This window comes from Ureibacillus sp. FSL K6-0786, assembly GCF_037965165.1.
Lineage (GTDB): Bacteria > Bacillota > Bacilli > Bacillales_A > Planococcaceae > Ureibacillus > Ureibacillus thermosphaericus.
In genome coordinates this window covers 281183-299425 of sequence record NZ_CP150191.1, presented here as the reverse complement: position 1 = coordinate 299425, position 18243 = coordinate 281183, and the positions used below count along the sequence as shown (strand labels likewise).

Sequence of the window (18243 nt, the reverse complement as noted above, 5' to 3'; positions counted from 1 at the left end):
TTTTTGTTAGATGCAAACATTCGAGTAAAATAGGAGTAAAGACATTAGCAAGTAGGGGAATAGAAGTACCATTTGAAACCTTATAAGAAGAAATAAACATTGATGATATGAAAGGACGAATGCCAATGACAATAAGAGTAGCAATCGCAGGTTGCAGAGGGAAAATGGGGAAGGAAGCTGTCAACACTGTTGTCAATCAAGAAGGAATGGAGTTAGTAGCAGCTCTTGATTACAAACATGTTGGAGAAAGTCTTGCGGAACTTGAAATGTTCCCACCCGATTTAGATGTACCGATTTTTTTGAATTTAAAACAATTAATTGAAGAAACAAAACCTGATGTATTAATTGATTTAACAAGCCCTCAAGCAGTGTATGACCATGTAAAGGTATCTCTTTTACATAACGTTCGTCCAGTTGTTGGAACTACAGGATTTACAGACGAACAACTAGAGGAATTAATTCAGCTTGCCGAAGAACAAAAAACGGGTTGTATTATTGCACCGAATTTTGCCATTGGTGCTGTGTTAATGATGAAGTTTGCAAAAGAAGCGGCAAAATATTTGCCTAACGTTGAAATTATCGAATTACATCATGATCGCAAATTAGATGCTCCTTCTGGTACAGCAAAGAAAACCGCTCAAATGATTGCAGAAGTTAGAGAAGCGCAAAAACAAGGACATCCATTAGAAGAGGAAACGATGAAAGGTGCAAGAGGAGCAGATTTTGAAGGGATGCGTATTCACTCTGTTCGCCTTCCTGGATTAGTCGCTCACCAAGAGGTAATTTTTGGCGGAAAAGGTCAATTATTAACCATTCGTCATGATTCCTTTAACCGAGAATCCTTTATGGATGGCATTGTGTATTGTGTCGAAAAAGTCATGGAACTAGACAAATTAGTTTATGGAATGGAAAATATTTTATAAATCGGGAAGATTGGAATGAGTGAATATGAAAATTGCATTAATTGCCCATGATCGTAAAAAAGATAGTCTTGTCGAGTTTGCCATTGCATATAAAGAAATATTACAGCAACATGAATTATATGCTACAGGAACAACAGGTCGCCGCATCATTGAAGAAGTTGGATTAGAGGTTACGTGTTTCCGATCAGGTCCATTAGGGGGCGATCAACAAATTGGAGCGATGATTGCAAACAACGATATGGATATGGTATTTTTCTTCCGCGATCCGTTAACTGCGCAACCTCATGAACCAGACGTCACAGCCCTCGTGCGTTTATGTGATGTTTATCACGTTCCGCTTGCAACGAATATGGGAACGGCAGAAATCTTATTAAAAGGGCTTCAAAAAGGTTTCGTTGATTGGAGACTCATTCAAGAAAGAAAATTTAATTAAACAGTGGCTATACTGTTGATTTCCCTTATTTGAATGCCATTGTTCAGTTTAACAGTTTAGTCTTTTCGTTATGTTGGTATAAATTAGTGAATATAATGAATACGCATAAATTGAAAGGACGTGTGTCGGTGAGAAAATTAAAGATAGGTATTACATGTTACCCTACTGTGGGTGGCTCAGGAGTGTTAGCGACAGAGCTTGGTAAAAAACTTGCTGAGCGCGGTCATGAAATTCATTTTATCACTTCTAGTGTTCCTTTTCGGTTAAAGAAAATTTACCCGAATGTCTTTTTCCACGAAGTAGAAGTAAATAATTATTCCGTTTTTCAATATCCTCCGTATGATATCGCTTTGGCAAGTAAAATGGCCGATGTCATTTTAGATGAAAAATTAGATGTATTGCATGTTCATTATGCGATACCGCATGCAGTGTGTGCAGTCCTTGCCCGCGATATGTGTGGAGAAAATATTGGAATTGTCACAACGTTACACGGAACAGATATTTCTGTATTAGGCCAAGATTCCACACTCTCCCAAGCCATCAGATATGGAATTGAAAAATCCGACATAGTCACAGCAGTATCCAACGCATTAAAACAACAAACCTATGATATTATTGGTACGAATAAAGAAATCGAAACGATATATAATTTTGTGGATGAATCCGTATTTAAACCAATAGAAAAAGCTACTCTGTTAAAACAGCAATATGGTATTCGTGATGATGAAAAGGTCATCATTCACTGTTCAAACTTCAGAAAGATTAAAAACTTGCCAGACATTGTTGAAACATTCATCGAAATTCGAAAACAGCTTCCAGCAAAATTACTGCTCGTTGGAGATGGCCCTGAAAAACACCGAGTGATGGTTCAGGTGAAAGAATCTCCATATAAAGACGATATTTTATTTTTAGGAAAACAAGAAAATGTGGAAGAATTATTTTCTATTAGCGATTTAAAATTATTATTGTCTGAAAAAGAATCGTTTGGTTTAGTGCTATTGGAAGCAATGGCATGTGGTGTTCCGGGTATTGGAACGAACGTTGGAGGAATACCGGAAGTAATTGAGCATGGTGTTAACGGCTATGTTGTTGAGTTAGGTGATGTGCAACAAGCGGCTGCATATGCGATTGAATTGTTAACAGATGAAAATAAACATGAGGAATTTAAACTAAACGCAATACAAACGGTTCAAACAAAATTCCACGAAGAACCTATTATCGATCAATACGAAGAATTATATTATCGATTGGCGGCATTAAAAGTATGAAACAGGTAAAAGATTGGGATGTCGCATTGCGCGTCATTGATAAAATTGAAAAAGCTGGATTTGAAGCCGTCATTGTTGGCGGCGCAGTACGCGACCATTTGCTGCAACGAGAAATACATGATGTCGATGTGGCAACAAGTGCACTACCGATGGAAATTAAAAAAATATTTTCCAATACAGTTGATGTAGGAATTGAGCATGGCACGGTGGTTGTTTTAGACGAAGGGAAACCTATTGAAGTAACAACTTATCGTACAGACGGAACCTATACAGATTTTCGCCGACCGGAAGAAGTCACATTTGTACGAGATTTGCCAAAAGATTTAGAACGGCGTGATTTTACGATTAATGCCATGGCTTATACAAAGGATGGTACCATTATCGACCTATTTGGTGGGAAAGAAGATATTGAGAATCGTATAATTCGAGCAGTAGGGGATGCCAATTCCCGATTTCGAGAAGATGCACTTCGAATGCTTCGAGCAGTACGTTTTGCTGCACAATTAGGTTTTGATATTGATGAATTAACGATGAAAGCCATCCAAAAAGATTGTGATTTAATTGAATTTATTGCCCGTGAACGAATTCATATGGAATTCTCAAAAATGTGGGTAGCAGATTATGTATATTTCGGTGTTAAAGCTCTAGTCGACAGTGATTTAGCCCTTTACTTACCTGGCAACTTTAGAGAGAATTTAGAGGCTTGGAAGGAATTTCACACAAAGCAAGAGGAAGTTGGATGGGCATACCTCTGTTTGCTAAACCGTAATGATATAGAGAATATTAATGATTTTTATAAATTATCCAATAAAGAAAAAAACTTTACGAAAAAAGTGATTCAAGCGTATGACAGTCTCTTAAAACGTTGGGATGAATATGATTATTTTTCAAATGATCTAATAATTTTAGAAACAGCTTATGATTTTGCAACATGGCAAGGAAAAAATGTTCCATTTGAAAAAGAGCATATTGCGAAGGTGAAAGAACATTTACCAATTCAATCAATGGAACAATTTGCACTGAATGGCAACCTCTTAATGGAATGGTCAGGTTTAAAGGGCGGACCTTGGTTGAAAGAAGCATTAAACAAAGCGTTATATGCAGTATTATCAGGCAGAGTAAAAAATGATGAAGAACACTTAAAGGAATGGTTCCACAATGAATTTATCGATGAAAGACAAAATCATTAAACGTTTTTTAGAAGCAAAAGATGAGCCAATTTCGGGGCAACAATTGGCAGATGATTTAGGAATTTCTCGTACAGCAATTTGGAAACATTTACAAAATCTGCAAGAAGAGGGATATGAATTTATTACGATTAAGAAAAAAGGGTATAAATTAATTGCTGTACCTGATCGTGTAGATGCTGCTAAAATTTCATCCTATTTAAAAACGAAACGCTTTGGCCACACGATTCATTATTTTGAAGAAATAGATTCGACACAAAGGCTGGCTCACCAGTTGGCAAGAGATGGTGCGAAAGACGGCACGATCATCATTGCTGAAGAACAAACTGGTGGAAAAGGAAGAATGCAAAGAACATGGTATTCTGCAAAAGGGAAAGGGATTTGGATGACAGTTATTGTTCGTCCAGATCTTCTCCCTCACCAAGCGCCTCAATTAACATTAATCGCTGCGGTTAGCATCGTAATGGCAATGAAATCTTTATATACTAACTTTACACCAGAAATTAAGTGGCCAAATGATATTTTAATTAATGGAAAAAAATGCGTTGGGATATTAACGGAAATGCTAGCAGAAATGGATCGGGTGGACGGTTTGTTAATTGGAATTGGCATCAACGCCAATCATGAACAGACTGATTTTCCAGATGAACTGCAAGAGATTGCAACATCAGTTGCCATAGAGGAAAAGCAAAAAGTGGACCGTGCACAACTTGTTGCGGAGATTCTATCATATTTAGAACGATATACAGATGAGTATATCGAAAATGGTTTTAAGTCCATTAAGCAATTGTGGGTAGAGCATTCTTGTACAATTGGAAAACGAATTAGAGCATCAACGATTAGGGAAGTTATTGAAGGACAAGCAATTGGAATTACCGATGAAGGCGTACTGGAAATATTATTGGATAACGGTCAAATAAAGAAAGTTTATTCTGCAGATATTGAGATTCAAAATCAATAGCTATTTCAAACGCCCTGTCTTATATTTCATTCAACGCTTTACAAACTAGGCTTTTTTCTGTATCTTTTTAATAAAGTTGTGTAGTTCGATGGGCAGTATCGTAACGAACTGTACCTGTACGCAACTTGATAAATGGAATCTGCCTTGATCTAGTAAGACAGGGACGGAAGAAAACAAGTTCGAAACATCCGAACAAATACTATCCTTCTGTCCATTTTTGGAAGAAGGATATTTTTTTGTTTTCTTCCTCCGAATTTAATAAGGAGGAAACAATATGAAAACAACGAGCGATTTTTTAAAGATGAAGCAGAATCGTGAGAAAATCGTCATGGTTACTGCTTACGACTATCCTGCTGCAAAATATGCAGAAGAAGCAGAAGTCGATATGATTCTTGTCGGCGACTCGTTAGGGATGGTTGTTTTAGGCTACGATTCTACAGTGCAAGTAACTGTGGAAGATATGATTCATCATGCAAAGGCGGTTCGTCGAGGAGCTAAAGACACATTTTTAGTGGTGGATATGCCTTTCGGTTCCTACCATGGTGATCCGAATGAAGCGTTAAAAACAGCAGTTCGCATGATGCAGGAAACAGGAGCAGATGCACTGAAATTAGAAGGTGCCGGTGAAGTGTTATATGTGATAAAAAAATTAGTTCAAGCTGGAATTCCTGTTGTAGCTCATTTAGGTTTGACACCTCAATCGGTTGGGGTTCTAGGCGGATATAAAGTCCAAGGGAAGACGGCAGAACAAGCTAAAAACTTAATTGAAGATGCTCTTCGTTGCCAAGAAGCAGGAGCCATGGCTCTAGTATTGGAATGTATTCCTCATCAATTAACAGAAATTGTATCCAATAAACTAGTTATTCCAACAATCGGCATTGGTGCTGGTCCTGAAGCAGATGGACAAGTACTAGTATTCCATGACTTATTAAGATATGGAAATCACCATATTCCGAAATTTGCGAAGGAATTTGCAAATGTTGGGGAACACATTCAGAAGGGGATTGAAGGGTATACAAAGAGTGTAAAAGATGGCTCGTTCCCAGCTCCTGAACATTGCTTCAACATGAAAGATGAAGTATTATTTTCAATTTATGGAGGCAAATAACCGATGGAAGTCGTCACAACAATAGCCGAACTAAAAGAGATTGTAAGAAAGGTAAAAGCAGAAGGAAAAACAATCGGTCTTGTACCAACGATGGGCTATCTTCATGAAGGTCATATGGCGTTGGCGAAAGCGGCAAGAGAAGAAAACGATTTTATCATCATGAGTATTTTTGTGAATCCTACTCAATTCGGACCGAATGAAGACTATGAAACTTATCCAAGAGATTTAGAACGAGATCAAAAAATTGCCGAATCGGTAGGAGTAGATGTTGTGTTTGCTCCATCAGTTGATGAAATGTATCCAACTGATGGCGGTATTCGAATTCATGCAGGCAGACAAGCAACGATTCTTTGTGGTGCATCAAGGCCAGGGCACTTTGATGGTGTGTTGCAAGTAGTTACAAAGTTATTCCATTTAGCAGAACCGACAAGAGCTTATTTCGGCCAAAAGGATGCACAACAAGCTGCCATTATTTCTACTCTTGTTAGAGATTTTAATTTCCCATTAGAAATTCGTACAGTGCCAATTATTCGAGAAGAAGACGGACTTGCGAAATCTTCTCGAAATGTGTATTTGTCTGAAAATGAGCGCAAGGAAGCTCCGGCAATTTATCGAGGACTGCAGCTTGCGAAAGAGGAATTTTTATCTTCCAAAGATGCAGAAAAAGCTATTGGCGTTGCAAAAGACTATATCTTAAAGAACACAACAACAGGGCGTATCGATTATATTGAATTGTTAGCTTATCCAGATTTAAAACCAATCGATGACAGCACGAAGCAATATTTACTTGCAGCAGCAGTATTTATTGGAAAAACTAGACTAATAGACAATATTATGTTTACGAATAAAGGGGATACAGAGAATGTTTAGAGAAATGATGAACGCAAAAATTCATCGTGCACAAGTAACAGAAGCCGATTTAAATTATGTCGGTTCTATTACAATCGATGCCGATATTTTAGATGCAGTAGGCATGCTTCCAAACGAAAAAGTGCAAGTGGTAAATAACAATAACGGTGCTCGTTTTGAAACATACATTATTCCAGGTAAACGTGGTAGCGGCGTTATTTGTGTGAATGGAGCTGCTGCTCGCCTCGTTCAAAAAGGGGATATTGTAATTATTATTTCATATGCTTACGTAGAGCAAGAAAAACTTTCGGAACATAAGCCTACTGTGGCAATTATGGATGAAGGAAATAAAATTAAAGAAATTATTCACTACGAACCTGAAGCTACTGTACTGTAATCTTGTAGAAAAGAGAGCAAATTGGAACGACATATCCTGTTTGCTCTTTTTTATTTTTAAATAAATGAAGAATATTTTTCTGAAAATGGCAAATAACATAATGAAATTGCAACTATTCAGATGACAAACTTGCTGTTTTTGCATAAGAAAAATTCCTTCATTTACATTGATTTACAATTTTTTAGGTGATATTTTTGTTAAAGAGGTGATGAAAATGAAGAAATACGACGTTGCCATTATTGGAGCAGGTGCAGGAGGCTATGTTGCAGCAATTTATGCGGCTCGAAGCGGATTAAACGTTGCTTTAGTAGAAAAAGGGAAAGTGGGAGGAGCTTGTTTTAATCTTGGGTGCATTCCGTCCAAAATCATGATTGAACATTCGAAACTCATTCAAAAAATGAAGCTAGGAGAGCAGTGGGGGATTTCGACTAATAACATTGAAATCGATTTTCCAAAACTAATGCAACGGAAAGAAGACTTGATTCAGCAATTACTAGAAGATATTCATCGCTATATTGGTAATAATACGATTACTTATTACTCTGGAAAAGCTGAAGTTACAAAAGATTTAGTTGTTAAAGTAAACGGAGAAGAGTTTGAGGCGAAAGACATTATTTTAGCGACAGGAAGTAAACCATTCGTACCTCCGTTTAAAGGGTTAGAGACAGCAACATATTACACAACTGATACGATTTTCAATATGAAAGAGCTGCCAAAGCAACTCACAATCATTGGTGGTGGCGTGATTTCAATTGAGATGGCTTTTAGCTTAGCACCATTGGGCACAAAAGTAACGATTTTAAATCATAGCCGTGACATTTTGCAGACAGAAGAACCCGATGCACGACCAATTATACGGAAAAAGTTGCATGAGTTAGGAGTGGAACTTGTACTCGATTTTGAATTTGAAGAAATTCGTGGAAATGAAATTGTGACTTCAAGAGGGGTTTATACATATGAAAATTTATTATTTGCAACAGGTAGAAGACCAAATGTAGAAATTGCAGAAGCACTTGGATTAGAAATGGACGGCCGTTACATTAAAGTTAACGAATATTATGAAACAAATATGCCACATGTATATGCAATTGGCGATATCATCGGAGGTCATCAATTGGCACATGCAGCGAGCGCAGAAGGGATTCATGCCATTGAAGCAATTTTAGGAAATAAACCAGAACCGATTGATTTATCTACCATTCCACGTTGCGTCTATTCAACTCCTGAAATCGCGACATTTGGGGCATTGGAAAATGAAGTAAGTGCAGACGAAGTCATTGTTACAAAATTACCATTTAAAACAAATCCGAAAGCATTGATGGAAGGAAATGCAGATGGATTCATTAAATTTATTTCAAGCAAAAAGGACAATAGCATTTTAGGAGCATGCGTTGTAGGAGATGGTGCGACGGAAATTCTTAATTCCATGCTTGCAGTAAAAGTGGCTGGTGGAACAGCAGAAGATTTAGCTAAAATCATTTTCCCGCATCCTACAAAAAGCGAGCTTATTGGAGATGCAGCAAGAACAGTATTTTGGAAAGGAATCCATATTTAAAAACATTAACTTAGTGAAAAGGTTTCATATCCTTTTCGCTTTTTTTATGTGGCAAATGAGTGCCATCAAAATTAAGATATATTTTTATTCGAAAATACTCAAAATACGAAACGAATTAGCCAAATTAACGATAAGCATTCGTAAAATATGAATTTCGATGAATGTTGTAAAACAAGACCATGCATTCTTATGTTATGATAAAATTCGCTTATAAATTATAAACATATGTAAATGTGAGTTGAGATTCAAATGGAAAATCAAAAATATGTCATTGTCGATTTAGAAACGACCGGTCATTCTCCTAAAGAAGGAGATCGAATGATTCAAATTGCGATGGTCATTATGAAAAATTGGGAAGTGGAAAAAACTTTCACTACCTTTATCCATCCAGGAAGAACGATTCCTTTATTTATACAAGATCTAACAAATATTTCAGACCAAGACGTCAAGGACGCATTACCATTCGAATCATATGCAGAAGAAATATATGAAATATTGCAGGATGCAGTTTTTGTAGCTCATAATGCCGACTTTGATTTATCTTTTTTGCAATCGGAATTTGAACGTGCGGGATTGCCGAGATGGAAAGGGAAGAAAATTGACACTGTTGAACTATCTAAAATACTGTTTCCTATGGCATTAGGCTATAAATTAGCGGATCTTGCCAGCGAATTAAATATTCCTCTCAATAATGCACATCGAGCGGATGATGATGCGATGGCAACGGCTTTATTATTCAAGAAATGTTGGGAAGAAATGTTATCACTTCCCATTCCAACTATTGAACAATTGCATAAACAGTCATTTAAATTAAAATCGAATATTTCCCATTTATTATTCCAAGCATTACAAGTAAAACGGAAAACGATCGAGAACGAATCGGATTATATCTATTATCAACAATTCGCATTAAAGAAAAAGGCGATAAAAAGTGCTGAAAAAGATTTGAAGGGAAGTTACCCAAATTCTACTGAAGAAAAAGTTGAGCTTCTTTCAAAACACTTTCCCAAATTTGAAAAACGCCAAGAGCAATTTCAAATGATGGATGCCATTTGGGAAACTTATCAAGCGAAAAAAGAAATTATGATTGAAGCATCCACAGGGATTGGGAAAACGCTTGGATATTTGTTACCTTCAATTATCTATGCAAAGCAACGAGGAAAGAAAATATGCATTAGTACTTATACGTCATATTTACTTGAACAAATCTTATATAAAGAGATTCCTAAAATTGAAAAGGTTTTAGGAATAAAGGTAAATGTATCTCTACTAAAAGGAATGCAAAATTACATCGATTTAGAGTTATTTGAACAGCTCATTCAACAAGATGGACATTCCTACGATGAAACGTTGACGATTTTGCAAATTATCGTATGGCTATCAAAAACGAATACTGGTGATTTGAGCGAATTGAATCTATCCGGCGGAGGGCAATTATTCGTTGAAAAAATTCGCAAAAAAAATCGCAATCACCAAAATTCTTTTGATTTTTTTGAAAAAGCCATTAAGGAAAGCTTAGAGTCAGATATTATTGTAACGAACCATGCAATGTTGCTAGCTGATTTAGTGCGTATTGAGCCGATTTTCCAATCGATTGACGGATGGGTAATTGACGAAGCGCACCAATTTGTACAAGCAGCAATTCAACGTGATCAAATTATGTTTTCTTATGCTCAATGGAAATATCTTTTTGGTCAGATTGGAATTTCTTCTGATTCAGGTCTATTCCAAGCTTTTCGAAAAGCAGCAATACAAACAGGAAGAGTCTCTGAACAACTATTTTTCCAATTAGAAAAGTCTTTTGCAACTACTTTGGAACGTATTGAAAGGGCAATGCAAACACTCGCAATTTCAATACAAAATCAAAAACCTCCTTTATTAGATTATAAACAGACGGCATTTTTAAAAGATTTATCATTAAATATGCCATTGTTGAAAGATGTTTCGAGAACTTTGCAAAAATGGATTGATTTAGCGGAATATGTTTCAAACCAAGTTCGTCAAGATGTTGAAGAACTCCCAAAGAAAAATAAGCTGCTGTTAGAACGTTGGGATTATTGGATTCGAGAATTAAAAATCAAATTAGCTGAATGGGATGAACTATTTTTTGTAAAAAGCAATCAATTTGCCGTTTGGGTTGAAATAGATAAACGGCATATCCCAGGCAGCCTTCGCATATACAAGAAGCCGATTGAAATAACAGAAACAGTCGATGTATTGTTTAATAATTTAAGGAAAAACGCAGGTGTTATATGGACGTCGGGCACTTTGACCATTCCGAATAATGAGCGATTTATAGCAAAACAATTAGGAATAGCCGACAATGTCCCGATTCTTAAATTGGAAGCTCCCCAAAACTATTACGGTGGAGCGAAAGGTTATATCGTATCCGATATGCCAGATATTCAAGGAGTATCGCAGTCGGATTATATTGAATCGGTTGCAGCGGCTGTAACTCAAATTATTCAAACGATTGAAGGTCGATGTTTTGTTTTATTTACTTCGCAAGATATGCTAAAGAGAACGGTTGAGCTTATTCAAGAAGCAGAATTATTAAATGACTATTTGTTATTTGCACAAGGTGTTACGAGCGGTAGCCGAATGCGGTTATTAAAATCATTCCAAAAATTCCATCGATCTGTATTGTTTGGTACGAACAGTTTTTGGGAAGGGGTCGATGTACCTGGAGAAGATTTGAGTGCTGTCATCATAGTAAGGCTACCTTTTTCTTCCCCTGATGAGCCAACGTTTAAAGCAAAAGCAACGATGTTAACAGAAAAAGGGCAAAACGCTTTTACAGATTTATCTTTACCTGAGGCAATATTACGATTCAAGCAAGGATTCGGGAGACTCATTCGCTCGTCAAAAGATAAAGGAGTGTTCATTGTACTGGATCGACGAATTGAAACGAAATCGTATGGTAAAGAATTTATAAAAGCACTTCCTAACATTAAAATTGAAAAACTCCCTCTACAACATATGGTGAAAGACTTACAACATTGGTATAATAACAAAGGTGAGGAAGGAAAGCAGGTAGACAACAATTGAAAAAAAGAAAAAATTATTCCATAAAATATAAGGTGTTTAAATGAAAAATTGGATTATTTTTATCACAAGTTTTATGTTAATATTAACTATTGGAATATCTGTTTTAGTCTTCTGGAAAGCGTCAAGTCCATTTGTAAAAATAGAGAAGCAGGCTGTGGAGTTAGCAATTTCATCTAATTCCATCAAAGCGGCCACTGATGCTTATGTTTACAATGGAAATAAACCGTATGTCACCGTTTTCGGAGTAGATGAAAAGGGTGAGGAAAAGGCTGTTTTTGTACCGATTACATTAGATGATAAATCGATACAAATCGTTAGCTTAAAAGACGGTATAACAGAAGATGAGGCTAAATCATTTTTAGATGAACAAAATGTTAAACAAGTGCTTCATACAAAATTAGGCTATGAGGAACCAGGCGCTGTTTGGGAAATCGCTTATATCAACAAATCGGATAAACTCAATTACGTCTACATTTTGTTTGAAGATGGACAATGGTGGAAACGCATTTTGAACTTATAGGGGAGAAGATTACAAATGAAAGAATTATTAGCCAATCGTGTAAAAACTTTAACACCATCTACAACTTTAGCAATTACAGCAAAAGCAAAAGAAATGAAAGCGCAAGGCATTGACGTGATTGGTCTTGGAGCTGGTGAACCAGATTTTAACACTCCACAAAACATCATGGATGCAGCCATTGATTCAATGCAACAAGGGTATACAAAGTATACGCCTTCTGGAGGTCTTCCTGCTTTAAAACAAGCGATTATTGAGAAATTTAAACGAGATAATCAATTGGAATATAAACCTAATGAAATCATTGTTGGTGTTGGAGCGAAGCATGTTCTTTACACATTATTCCAAGTGATTTTAAATGAAGGCGATGAAGTTATTATTCCAATTCCATATTGGGTTTCATATCCAGAGCAAGTAAAACTGGCTGGTGGAGTACCAGTTTATATTGAAGCAACAAGTGAACAAAACTACAAAATTACTGCTGAACAGCTAAAAAATGCTATTACGGATAAAACAAAAGCGGTTATTATCAATTCACCAAGCAATCCTACGGGAATGGTTTATACTCGTGAAGAATTGGAAGACATTGCGAAAATAGCATTAGAAAATAATATTCTGATTGTATCAGATGAAATTTACGAAAAACTATTATACAATGGAGCGGAGCACTTCTCTATCGCACAAATTTCCGAAGAAGTGAAAGCTCAAACGATTGTTATTAATGGTGTTTCAAAATCCCATTCAATGACGGGATGGAGAATCGGTTATGCTGCAGGTAATGCAGATATTATTAATGCGATGACAGATTTGGCATCTCATTCAACTTCCAATCCAACAACTGCATCTCAATATGCAGCGATTGAAGCTTACAATGGACCACAAGACTCTGTAGAAGAAATGAGAAAAGCCTTTGAGTCTCGATTAGAAACTATTTATCCAAAATTAAGTGCAATTCCTGGTTTCAAAGTAGTGAAACCTCAAGGTGCCTTTTATTTATTGCCAGATGTCAGCGAGGCAGCTCAAAAAACTGGATTTGCTTCAGTAGATGAATTTGCAAGTGCGTTGCTAACGGAAGCAAACGTAGCGGTAATCCCAGGTTCTGGTTTTGGAGCGCCATCGACAATTCGAATCAGTTACGCAACATCTTTAAACTTAATTGAAGAAGCCATTGAACGAATCGATCGATTTGTAAAAGATAAATGGCAAGAATAAGCAGTTTCGCGATACGTAGCGTCCGTATATTACGGACGCTTACTTCATAATGAAAGGAGTCAAGCATATGAAGGAACAAAATTATCGACTCCGTAACTGGATAGAGCAAAAAAATGTAAGCATCCCAGAACTATTTTTCCGATATTACAAAAGATTGGGGATTTCTGATGATGAAGCATTGCTATTACTGCAACTTATTGCATTCCATTCCGACAACATTGATTTTCCTCCCCCAAGTGCATTAGCGGACAGAATGCATTTTACGGAAAATGAGATTACTGCGAAGTTACAACGATTGCTTCAAAAAGGCTTTATCGAAATCACTCAAGGAATCGACTCAAGCGGCAAAATTTATGAGAAATATTCTATGTTCCCTCTATGGGATAGAATCTTAGATTTAATGGAAGCACAATCCATGAAGCAAGAAGAATTCCAAAAGAAAAATGAGGAAGGGGAATTATTCTCCCTTTTTGAACAGGAATTTGGTCGTTTACTATCACCGATTGAGATTGAAACGATTTCTTTATGGTTAGATCAGGATCATCACCCTCCAAAAATTATACGAGAAGCTTTGAAGGAAGCAGTGCTAGCTGGAAAATTGTCTTTCCGTTACATTGACCGTATTTTATTTGAATGGAAAAAGAAAAATATTCGAACAATCCAGCAAATTGAAAAGCAGCGGGAGCAATTTGCAAAACATAATTCACCTTCCGCCCCTCCGAATCAAAGTGCAACAGAAAATCGAAAAAAAGTACCATTTTACAATTGGTTAGATGAAAGAGAATAGGGGAGATAGAATGTTGACAAAAAAACAGTGGGAGCATTGTTTAGAAGTAATCGACGAAATGTTCCCAGATGCCCACTGTGAGCTTGTACACAGCAATGCATTTGAACTAACAATCGCAACTCTTCTATCTGCCCAATGTACTGATCAACTTGTCAATAAAGTGACAAAAAATTTGTTTCAAAAATATAAAACACCAGACGATTATTTATCGGTACCATTGGAGGAGTTGCAGCAAGATATTCGTTCCATTGGGCTTTATCGCAATAAAGCAAAAAATATTCAAAAGTTGTGTGAAAAACTTATAAAAGAATTTAATGGAGAAATTCCAAAAACGAGAGAAGAGTTAACTTCATTACCTGGAGTTGGAAGAAAGACAGCGAATGTTGTGATGTCAGTGGCTTTTGGAATTCCGGCTTTCGCGGTAGATACCCATGTAGAAAGAGTAACAAAACGGCTTGGGCTTTGTCGATGGAAGGACAGCGTGTTAGAAGTAGAAGAAACGCTAATGAAAAAAACACCTAAAGAAAGATGGTCCAAAACCCATCATCAATTAATTTTCTTTGGCCGTTACCATTGCAAGGCACAAAACCCTCAGTGCCATCAATGTCCATTGCTTGACTTATGTCGCGAAGGGCAAAAACGGTTGAAAAAAGGGTTGGTTAAACAATGATACGGGTAAGGAAAGATGCTATACAAAAGGAACAAATCGAGCCTTATTTTGAAGCTTGGGAAAAGTTATCAAAAGAAATTTTTGATGCGCATGACGAACGCAATGGAAAAAAAGCTCAAAGTTTAATGGAGCAAGGCATTGATTTGTTTGAGGAGTTGATTGTCAAAACTTCAGAATCGCAAGTTCAACAGTTCTTGCTCTCTGAAGAATATGAGGCAATGCCATTGAATGGGATGGAGCGTTTTCAATTCATCAAAGGAAGACCCGGACAATACGCATGTTTTGTGCAGTTAGATGAGTTATTTAAAGAATTGAAGAAACGATATGCGCGGTTAAGGGTACAGAAATAATGAATGGAACAATAGTGGCATAGGCGAGTGTAATCGTTTGTGCCACTTTTTTGTGGCGAAATATTAACAAACCAATAGAAGTTGATTATATAGAAAGTGCAAAATTTTATGCTTTTTCTTTTAGCACTTATTCCATATGTAGTATTGTTTATAGTTGCATATCTTTTCTTTAATTTAATTGTTCAAATAAAGAAAAATGTTGACAAGATAGTAGAACAGAATCAACGAATCCTTTCTTTATTGGATGAAATAGAAAAGAAAAGTGACAGGATTAATCCTGTCACTTTGATAAATGTATGATTATTGAATTTTAGTCGTGTTTTGAAGCTTCCCCAGGTGGTGTTGGTCCATTAGGGGGATTTACGACATTGCCTTCTCCTCCTGGTGAGAACCAATCATCAAAATCGTTGTTGTTTCCATTATTTGGATTACCATTGTTATTTCCGTTGTTGTTTCCATTATTTCCGTTATTACCATTATTACCATTATTACCATTTGGATTTCCTTGGTTACCGTTGTTTCCGTTATGATTTGGTGGATGGTCAGTTGAAGGTTCCTCCGTATCATCAGGTAATTCAACATCCGGTTCTGTTATTCCGCCATCAATAGTAATGGATACAGATGCTGGTGTGCTTCGGTTTTCTCCAATAATTGCAACAACGGTGAAAGTATATGTTTTGCCGGCTTCAATACCTGATATGGAAGCATGTTTATCCGCTGTAATTGTGACGACGGATGATTTGCCATCATCGGATTGCATGGATACTTCATATTGAACATCCGAACCTTCATAGTCTTCCGGAATTGTGTAGTCCCATGTTAAATCAACTACTCCAAATACTTGGTTAACTGCTTGTAAATTAAACGGTGCTCCTATGTCCACTTCTTCATATGCATCAGAAACTTCTTTTGGTTCTGTTCCACGTACAAACAGCTCTGTTCTTCGAAGTTCACTAGGTGTATTTTTACTTGCGAGTTTTAACGGTTCTGTACCAACTTCAATTGTTACTTCAACGACTGAATTTGGTTTTGCAAATCGTTTCGTCTCTTTTCCTTGAGAAATTTCCCCCATGATTTTACTAAACAATACTTGTGGAAGGCGGCGTTCATCCCAAGTGGTTATAGGCTCAGAACGTTTTTCGTATCCACTCCAAATAGCAATGGAATAATTCGTTGAATATCCGACAAACCATGAATCTGGCACTGCTGTACTTGGCAGGTTATATTTTCTAAATTCATCGGCACCATAGTTTGTTGTACCAGTTTTCCCGGCGATATCTAATCCTGAAACTCTTGCTGCTGTACCTGTTGCGTTTCTTTTTGAACTTACTACATCACGAAGCATATCTGTAACCATATAAGCTGTATAGTCATTCATCGCCACTACCGGATCAGGTTTGTACGAGATTTTAGAGCCATCTCGGAAAACAATTTCTTTAATGGCATATGGTTTGTTATAAACACCGTTATTACCGAAAGCTGCATATGCCGCAGCGATTTCGATAGGCGATAATTCAATTTTACCGCCACCAATAGCATCTGCTTCTACAATCTCATCTCTTTCAATACCCAATTTTGAAATGAATTCTTTTGCTTGGTTGAGCCCAACTTCTTGCAATATTTTTACTGCTGGGATATTTCGAGAAGCATATAACGCTTCCCTAATAGTAATTGGGCCAAAATATTTTCCGTCCCAGTTTCCGAATTGTTTACCATTGGAATACGTATGTGGTTCATCCACAATGGTTTTTCCGGTAGACCATTTGAAATATTCAATGGCAGGACCATATGCGATTAGCGGTTTCATTGTTGAACCAGGAGGTCTTTTTGCGTCGTCAGCGTAGTTATAGCCTCTACCTGCACCATAATTGCGTCCACCGCCAATTGCTCGCAGTGCACCAGATGTTGTATCAACAACTGCCACCCCGGATTGAATCGTTTCTGTCGGGAAATTGCTTGCGTTATTCATGATATTTTCAACGGTAGTTTGTGCTTTTGGATCCAACGTTGTATAAACTTTTATACCTTCAGATAATAGACTTGGATCCCGATCTTCAATTTCATTTAATACAATGTCTAAAAAGGCATCGTATTTTGTGCCGGCAACGCCTTTTCTTTGTTCTTCCGGTAATAAGCGTGAAGCCACACCGATTTTCTTTGCTTCCTCAGCCTCGGCTTCCGTAATTTTTCCGTGTTGAACCATTAAACTTAATACGATATTGCGGCGTTTCTCCGCTCTATCTGGATTTTTAAACGGATTGTAATTGTTTGGACTTTGTGGCATACCGGCTAATAAGGCAATTTCATCTAGATCTAATTCATTTAATTCTTTGCCAAAGAAGTATTCAGCTCCTGTAGCAAATCCATAAATGTTCCCTGAAATCAAAACTTTATTGAAATACATTTCAAATATTTCTTCTTTGTCATACATGCGTTCTAATTGAATCGATAACCATGCTTCTTGCGCCTTACGTTTTAATGTTTTTTCATTGCTTAAAAAAGAGTTTTTCACTACTTGTTGAGTAATCGTACTTGCTCCTTGTGAACCAAATCCGCCGGTAAAGTTCGCGATTACCGCACCACCTAGACGGAATAAGTCAATTCCAAAATGATCAAAAAATCTTACGTCTTCTGTTGCAAGAATCGCATCAACCATTTCTTGTGGAATCTCGTCATATTCAACATATTTTCGGTTCTCAACACCGATTGTTGCAAAGAGTTCTCCATTCATGTCGTAAAACTCTGCAGAAATCGGATCTTTCAATAATTCTTCATTCAACTCAGGCGCTGAACTTGCGTAATAAAAGAACAATCCTGCTCCAAAAACTAAACCGGCGAAAAAGAGAGTAAAAATGGAGATGATTCCCCATTTCAACCATTTTTTTATAGGTTTTTTATGATTTTTTTGTTGAGATTCTCGTATTTTTCGTATTTCTGTTCGAGAGCGTCTATTTTCACTCAATTCTATCTCCTCGCTT

16 protein-coding genes are annotated in these 18243 nt (G+C 36.9%); 15 read left to right on the top strand and 1 reads right to left on the bottom strand.

Annotation, left to right across the window (positions count from 1 at the left end; genetic code table 11):
* The first annotated feature begins 125 nt into the window (after window positions 1–125).
* The 15 genes from dapB (at window position 126) to NSQ18_RS01405 (ending at window position 15265) form a co-directional block, all read left to right on the top strand.
* Window positions 126–923 carry a 4-hydroxy-tetrahydrodipicolinate reductase gene (gene dapB, locus NSQ18_RS01475; RefSeq protein ID WP_168411770.1) on the top strand — a complete coding sequence of 266 codons (798 nt, stop codon included), beginning with the start codon at window positions 126–128 and terminating at the stop codon, window positions 921–923.
* 25 nt (window positions 924–948) lie between these two features.
* Window positions 949–1356: a methylglyoxal synthase gene (locus NSQ18_RS01470; protein WP_026018954.1), complete on the top strand. Its 408-nt coding sequence runs from the start codon at window positions 949–951 to the stop codon at window positions 1354–1356.
* A gap of 128 nt (window positions 1357–1484) precedes the next feature.
* The gene (bshA, locus tag NSQ18_RS01465; protein WP_096550830.1) at window positions 1485–2624 is read left to right on the top strand and encodes an N-acetyl-alpha-D-glucosaminyl L-malate synthase BshA; all 1140 of its coding nucleotides are present in this window, start codon (window positions 1485–1487) and stop codon (window positions 2622–2624) included.
* Window positions 2621–3814, top strand: a complete 1194-nt coding sequence (locus tag NSQ18_RS01460) for a CCA tRNA nucleotidyltransferase (protein ID WP_339288716.1) — start codon at window positions 2621–2623, stop codon at window positions 3812–3814. Before bshA ends, NSQ18_RS01460 begins: the two co-directional genes overlap by 4 nt.
* Window positions 3783–4772 carry a biotin--[acetyl-CoA-carboxylase] ligase gene (locus NSQ18_RS01455; protein WP_168411773.1) on the top strand — a complete coding sequence of 330 codons (990 nt, stop codon included), beginning with the start codon at window positions 3783–3785 and terminating at the stop codon, window positions 4770–4772. Before NSQ18_RS01460 ends, NSQ18_RS01455 begins: the two co-directional genes overlap by 32 nt.
* A 274-nt stretch (window positions 4773–5046) precedes the next feature.
* Complete coding sequence (gene panB / locus NSQ18_RS01450) at window positions 5047–5880, top strand: 3-methyl-2-oxobutanoate hydroxymethyltransferase (RefSeq protein ID WP_339288714.1); 834 nt, start codon at window positions 5047–5049, stop codon at window positions 5878–5880.
* Window positions 5881–5883: 3 nt separating this feature from the next.
* Complete coding sequence (gene panC / locus NSQ18_RS01445) at window positions 5884–6750, top strand: pantoate--beta-alanine ligase (protein ID WP_339288712.1); 867 nt, start codon at window positions 5884–5886, stop codon at window positions 6748–6750.
* Window positions 6743–7126, top strand: coding sequence for an aspartate 1-decarboxylase (gene panD / locus NSQ18_RS01440; protein ID WP_016836986.1), 384 nt, complete (start codon window positions 6743–6745; stop codon window positions 7124–7126). The genes panC and panD overlap by 8 nt, the downstream gene beginning before the upstream one ends.
* A gap of 214 nt (window positions 7127–7340) precedes the next feature.
* The gene (gene lpdA / locus NSQ18_RS01435) at window positions 7341–8681 is read left to right on the top strand and encodes a dihydrolipoyl dehydrogenase (RefSeq protein WP_168411774.1); all 1341 of its coding nucleotides are present in this window, start codon (window positions 7341–7343) and stop codon (window positions 8679–8681) included.
* Between the two features lie 249 nt (window positions 8682–8930).
* Window positions 8931–11729: an ATP-dependent DNA helicase DinG gene (gene dinG, locus NSQ18_RS01430; protein WP_339288710.1), complete on the top strand. Its 2799-nt coding sequence runs from the start codon at window positions 8931–8933 to the stop codon at window positions 11727–11729.
* 40 nt (window positions 11730–11769) lie between these two features.
* Window positions 11770–12249: a DUF5590 domain-containing protein gene (locus NSQ18_RS01425; protein ID WP_016836989.1), complete on the top strand. Its 480-nt coding sequence runs from the start codon at window positions 11770–11772 to the stop codon at window positions 12247–12249.
* 15 nt (window positions 12250–12264) lie between these two features.
* Window positions 12265–13458 (top strand): pyridoxal phosphate-dependent aminotransferase, encoded by a 1194-nt coding sequence (locus NSQ18_RS01420; protein WP_016836990.1) that lies wholly within the window; start codon window positions 12265–12267, stop codon window positions 13456–13458.
* Window positions 13459–13525: 67 nt separating this feature from the next.
* Window positions 13526–14245, top strand: a complete 720-nt coding sequence (locus NSQ18_RS01415) for a DnaD domain-containing protein (protein WP_339288709.1) — start codon at window positions 13526–13528, stop codon at window positions 14243–14245.
* A gap of 10 nt (window positions 14246–14255) precedes the next feature.
* Window positions 14256–14915 carry an endonuclease III gene (gene nth / locus NSQ18_RS01410; protein ID WP_016836992.1) on the top strand — a complete coding sequence of 220 codons (660 nt, stop codon included), beginning with the start codon at window positions 14256–14258 and terminating at the stop codon, window positions 14913–14915.
* Complete coding sequence (locus NSQ18_RS01405) at window positions 14912–15265, top strand: YpoC family protein (protein WP_016836993.1); 354 nt, start codon at window positions 14912–14914, stop codon at window positions 15263–15265. Before nth ends, NSQ18_RS01405 begins: the two co-directional genes overlap by 4 nt.
* A 310-nt stretch (window positions 15266–15575) precedes the next feature.
* On the opposite strand, the gene NSQ18_RS01400 is transcribed toward NSQ18_RS01405, so the two are convergent.
* Window positions 15576–18227: a PBP1A family penicillin-binding protein gene (locus tag NSQ18_RS01400; RefSeq protein ID WP_339288708.1), complete on the bottom strand. Its 2652-nt coding sequence runs from the start codon at window positions 18225–18227 to the stop codon at window positions 15576–15578.
* Between the last annotated feature and the right edge of the window lie 16 nt (window positions 18228–18243).

Excerpts from the sequence above, each read along its gene's own strand:
- NSQ18_RS01455 (WP_168411773.1), top strand. The coding sequence starts at position 3,783 with ATGAATTTATCGATGAAAGACAAAATCATTAAACGTTTTTTAGAAGCA.
- NSQ18_RS01460 (WP_339288716.1), top strand. The coding sequence starts at position 2,621 with ATGAAACAGGTAAAAGATTGGGATGTCGCATTGCGCGTCATTGATAAA.
- dapB (WP_168411770.1), top strand. The coding sequence starts at position 126 with ATGACAATAAGAGTAGCAATCGCAGGTTGCAGAGGGAAAATGGGGAAG.
- panC (WP_339288712.1), top strand. The coding sequence starts at position 5,884 with ATGGAAGTCGTCACAACAATAGCCGAACTAAAAGAGATTGTAAGAAAG.
- nth (WP_016836992.1), top strand. The coding sequence starts at position 14,256 with ATGTTGACAAAAAAACAGTGGGAGCATTGTTTAGAAGTAATCGACGAA.
- NSQ18_RS01420 (WP_016836990.1), top strand. The coding sequence starts at position 12,265 with ATGAAAGAATTATTAGCCAATCGTGTAAAAACTTTAACACCATCTACA.
- dinG (WP_339288710.1), top strand. The coding sequence starts at position 8,931 with ATGGAAAATCAAAAATATGTCATTGTCGATTTAGAAACGACCGGTCAT.
- NSQ18_RS01425 (WP_016836989.1), top strand. The coding sequence starts at position 11,770 with ATGAAAAATTGGATTATTTTTATCACAAGTTTTATGTTAATATTAACT.
- panB (WP_339288714.1), top strand. The coding sequence starts at position 5,047 with ATGAAAACAACGAGCGATTTTTTAAAGATGAAGCAGAATCGTGAGAAA.
- NSQ18_RS01415 (WP_339288709.1), top strand. The coding sequence starts at position 13,526 with ATGAAGGAACAAAATTATCGACTCCGTAACTGGATAGAGCAAAAAAAT.
- lpdA (WP_168411774.1), top strand. The coding sequence starts at position 7,341 with ATGAAGAAATACGACGTTGCCATTATTGGAGCAGGTGCAGGAGGCTAT.
- NSQ18_RS01405 (WP_016836993.1), top strand. The coding sequence starts at position 14,912 with ATGATACGGGTAAGGAAAGATGCTATACAAAAGGAACAAATCGAGCCT.
- NSQ18_RS01470 (WP_026018954.1), top strand. The coding sequence starts at position 949 with ATGAAAATTGCATTAATTGCCCATGATCGTAAAAAAGATAGTCTTGTC.
- panD (WP_016836986.1), top strand. The coding sequence starts at position 6,743 with ATGTTTAGAGAAATGATGAACGCAAAAATTCATCGTGCACAAGTAACA.